This is a genomic window from Bradyrhizobium sp. 35 (genome assembly GCF_023073215.1).
Taxonomy (GTDB): domain Bacteria; phylum Pseudomonadota; class Alphaproteobacteria; order Rhizobiales; family Xanthobacteraceae; genus Bradyrhizobium; species Bradyrhizobium canariense_D.
Genome location: NZ_JADPJC010000064.1, coordinates 1 through 3,925, shown reverse-complemented (window position 1 = coordinate 3,925; position 3,925 = coordinate 1). Strand labels below are relative to the sequence as shown.

The window sequence follows — 3,925 nt, the reverse complement described above, 5'->3', positions numbered from 1 at the left end:
CGAGAAAGACGCTGGGATGGAAAACGCCGGCGGAGGCGCTTGACGATTGGCTATCATGAGTGAACAAGATCGCTGTTGCGACGATCGTTTGAATCCGCCCAATACGTATCCATTAAATACACCGAGCGCTTGGCTGAAGCTGGTGTCGAGCCTTCTGTCGGCAGCGTCGGAGATTCCTATGACAACGCTCTCGCCGAAACCATCAACGGTCTCTACAAAGCCGAGGTGATCCATCGGCGCGGACCATGGCGCAGCTTCGAGGCCGTCGAGTTCGCGACGCTGGATTGGGTGGACTGGTTCAACAACCGGCGGCTCCTGGAGCCCATCGGCAACATCCCGCCAGCCGAAGCCGAGCAACGCTACTACACCATGCTGGAACAACCGGCCATGGCGGCATAACTTAAACCAAATAGCCTCCGGCAAACCCGGGGCGGTTCAGTCGCGCGGGCCGTCCGGTTCGGAGCTGACCTCTGTACAAGCGACTCGGAGTGGACCAGACCAAGGGCTCAGGACCATGATCGAGTAACCGGAGATTACGAAGGGACGTAATTCTGGTGCACGATGCCCAGGCCCGCACCGCCGCGATGATGCCGGCCGGCCTCCCTGCGTTATCTGCGCGAGAGCGGCAATTGGGTTGTGCACTTGGAGCGGGCGGCCTCCGATGGCAGGGATGCCGAGATGACCCCCTTGATATTGTGAGGTTCAGTTCGCCGCGGAGCCACGTAAAATCTATGGTTGGACAGGGATTGATGCGCGCGACAAGAAAACGTGACATAGGATGAGATTCATTGGCAGCAGGATCGCGTTCCGAAAGAGCCTAAGAAAGTCAAAGTTAACTAGCGTCGTCTATCGCTGAATCCCCGTCGGGGGGCTGCAATGATGGCGGTTTAGGAAGCGGCTCTGAAGAATAACTCTGCTCGTCAGCAGGTGAAAGCGCACGACCAGGAGCGACGCGTAAACCATGGTCCCGATCGATAAGCCCATCCAGATGCCAGTCGCGGCAAGACCAATCTTCAGACTAAGCACGTAACTGAGGGAAAAGCCGATCGGCCAATAAGCGATGCCAGCAAACAGAAGCGGTACCCAAGTGTCCTTCAATCCTCGTAAGCTGCCCGACGCAATGCTCGCCACGGCATCAGTGCCAAAGAAGCCCGCCCCAACGAAAAGGAGCTTTGCGGCCAGCCCGATCGTCGCGTCAGCATCGCCCCCTGATTTGCCCAGAAACAACTTGGCGATCTCAAAACGCGCGAGAATCACCGCAAGCGTCAGCATTGCGGTAATGATGATACCGAGCAGCATTGCGACCAGCCCTGCCCGCCTAATGCCGGGACCGTCGTTGATGCCGACAGCATGACTAACCCGCACGGCTGCCGCCATGCTGATGCCGGAAGGGATCATTAACAAGGTCGCGGAGACCTGAACTGCGACATAATGGGCGGCGAGTACGCTGGTGCTGATCACGCCTGCCAGGAGCGCTGCCGCCGAGACTAGTCCATACCCCATCAGGGAGACTATTGAGATTGGTGCCCCGATCACGATCAGCTGCCGCATCAAGGGCCAATCGAAGCGCCAGAGATGTGCAAGCACGTGGTAGTCACGGAAAGGACGACGCATTGTGGCGAACCACAAACCGGCTAAACACGTGGCACAGTTTACGAGCGTGGTCGCAAGTCCCGCCCCGAACAGCTCCAGACGCGGCAGGCCAAGCTTCCCAAAAATGAACAGGTAGGCCAGCAGGGCGTTGACGGGTATGGCCGCGACAGTGATCCACAACACCGGCCCCGGTCGGTTGACCGCGCTCATGAAGCTGCGGATGGCCAGAAACCACAACGCAGGCGCCACCCCCCATGCCATTCCGAACAGATATTGCTGGGCAAGCCGAGCCGCATGCGGCGGCTGCCCAAAAGCGAGCAGTATTTGCTCGCCGCGAAGCGCAGCCCCCATCACCGGAAAGGAGAGCATCAGCGCCGCCCACAAGCCCATGCGCAGCGCGCGCCGTACCACGGCCAGATTATCCGCCCCAAACGCCCGCGCCACCAACGGTACGATGGCCGCTAGCAGCCCCGCGCCGAAGGTGAAACTAACGAGATAGATCCTACTGGCAAGCGCCGTCCCGGCGACCGCCTCAGCGCTAATGTGCCCGATGAAGACTAGATCAGTCGTCATCATTGCGATCTGGCCAATTTGCGTAAGCACCATCGGTAACGCAAGTTTCGCAATTTCGCTGAACTCGATAGCGAAGTCCTGGTCAACCGCCCATCCCCTCAGTCCTTGCCACGAAGCTGATACCGCTCCTAACTCGTCCATCTTGCCCATCGAATCACGCTTTCCGGCTGGGCTCGGCGGACCAGCGACTCTTGTTCCAGCGAATGGATCCAATTCTCCGCTCTAACATTGAGAGTAGTTGCAGGTGTGGTTTGGCGCGCAGCCCGCTCATGAGATCAGCTGCTGCGCCTTCTTATCCCTTCATGAGCGTTTTGACCTCCTCGCGCGTTTAAGCGCGAACGAAATGCGGCACATGACTCGCAATTCGCGCAGTTGATGCCTGCATACCGCAATCGACGCTGCGCGAACGGCGAACCCGGCGCGCTCGATAACCGCCGCCAAACCACGCGCGAGCGCGCACTAAAATGAAGCGGCGCTTGGCTAACCAAATTCGCATGCGGCGGAGAAGCGAACCGAGAGGCGAGTAGGGCATTACTGCGCTCCTTAGGCAGGCGAGACTGGAGTGCATTATCTTTTCAAAGCTCGTGCCAACTGTGAGTGCTTGATTTACAATCCGTATTTGCTCAAGCGGATGTGTCGTTGGCCCGCCATCGTGTCGCAAATCCAACAATGGACAAGATGTGAGACGCTGCATTTCCTGTCCGCAGATGTGAGCTTCCCAATGGCTTACTTTCCAATCGGTCTGGCCGGTCTCTTTGAATGAGGCAAATCTAAGCCATTCTCCGAGAACCGATAGGAACCAATAAGAATGCGCCGCGACTCCCGAGCACGGATCCGAAGGTCGATGGCTTTGGCTTGATGTCCCAAGCGCAAAACACCTGCTGCCTAAATGTGCTGCTGATCGAGATTCGCCGCGGGCTCAAGAGCTCTAGCTGCTAAGAAGCTGCAAACGCGGGACAGGCGCCGGCTGAACCGCCCCGGGTTTGCCGGAGGCTCCAACGTTCGGATAGTTCTGGATCACGCGAGCGAGCAGCCCGCGCGCTTTGCGCCGGTGACCTCGATTGCGGCCAAGATCGGCTGCACGCCGCGGACGCTGCATGACTGGGTCAAGAAAGCGGAGAGACAGTGGTCGCGGGCCGGCGTTTCAGACCGACACGGCCGAGAAGCTTAAGGCGCTGGAAGGAGAGAACCGCGAGCTTCGGCAGGCCAACGAAATCAAGGCAAGCGCCTATTTTGCGATGGCTCCTTTCGGCGAATGAAGGCATTCGCCTTTCGTGCGAGGGGAGCTCGACCGCCGATCCAAGCCATAATCGCATCATCGACGATCGGTGGAGACGATCATGCGCGGCAGGTTGACGAACCAGGGCGGCCTGTTGTTCGTACATCGCGCCGTGCGTGTGCCAGCGAACCATCCGCTGCGGAAGGTTCGGGAACTTGTCCGGGATGTTTTGAGTGATTTGAACCGCAGCCTTGGGAGGCTCTACGCCAGCGAGGGACGTCCGTCGATCCCTCCTGCGCGTTTCGCGGGATCGTGAGCACGGATTTCAGCGCATCGTGAGTAACGATTTCAGAGGATCGTGAGCAGCGATTTCAGGCGATCGCGAGCAAGGTTTGGCGGTGCCGGACGCTTCGGCCGACAACTCAGCCGAGCTACGGATTCCTCATTCAACCAATGAGGAAGCCTGATGCCTACCGAGAGATTGTCGATGCGCCGGATCCGAGAAGTTCTACGTTTGAGGCACCAGGGCCTGACCGAGTG

The 3,925-nt window shown here is 58.8% G+C and carries 1 protein-coding gene and 3 pseudogenes; 3 read left to right on the top strand and 1 reads right to left on the bottom strand.

The window, feature by feature from the left end; genetic code table 11:
• Positions 1-399, top strand: a pseudogene (locus IVB36_RS14440) (integrase core domain-containing protein); the annotation flags it as partial.
• A 447-nt stretch (positions 400-846) separates the two neighbouring features.
• Here IVB36_RS14440 and IVB36_RS14435 read toward each other — a convergent pair.
• Positions 847-2,316, bottom strand: coding sequence for an MATE family efflux transporter (locus IVB36_RS14435; RefSeq protein ID WP_247391988.1), 1,470 nt, complete (start codon positions 2,314-2,316; stop codon positions 847-849).
• Positions 2,317-3,172: 856 nt separating this feature from the next.
• Between IVB36_RS14435 and IVB36_RS14430 the strand changes: the two are divergent.
• Both IVB36_RS14430 and IVB36_RS14425 read left to right on the top strand, forming a co-directional pair.
• Positions 3,173-3,401 (top strand): annotated as a pseudogene (locus IVB36_RS14430) (transposase); the annotation flags it as partial.
• Between the two features lie 105 nt (positions 3,402-3,506).
• Positions 3,507-3,680: pseudogene (locus IVB36_RS14425) on the top strand (IS5/IS1182 family transposase); the annotation flags it as partial.
• Positions 3,681-3,925: the final 245 nt, after the last annotated feature.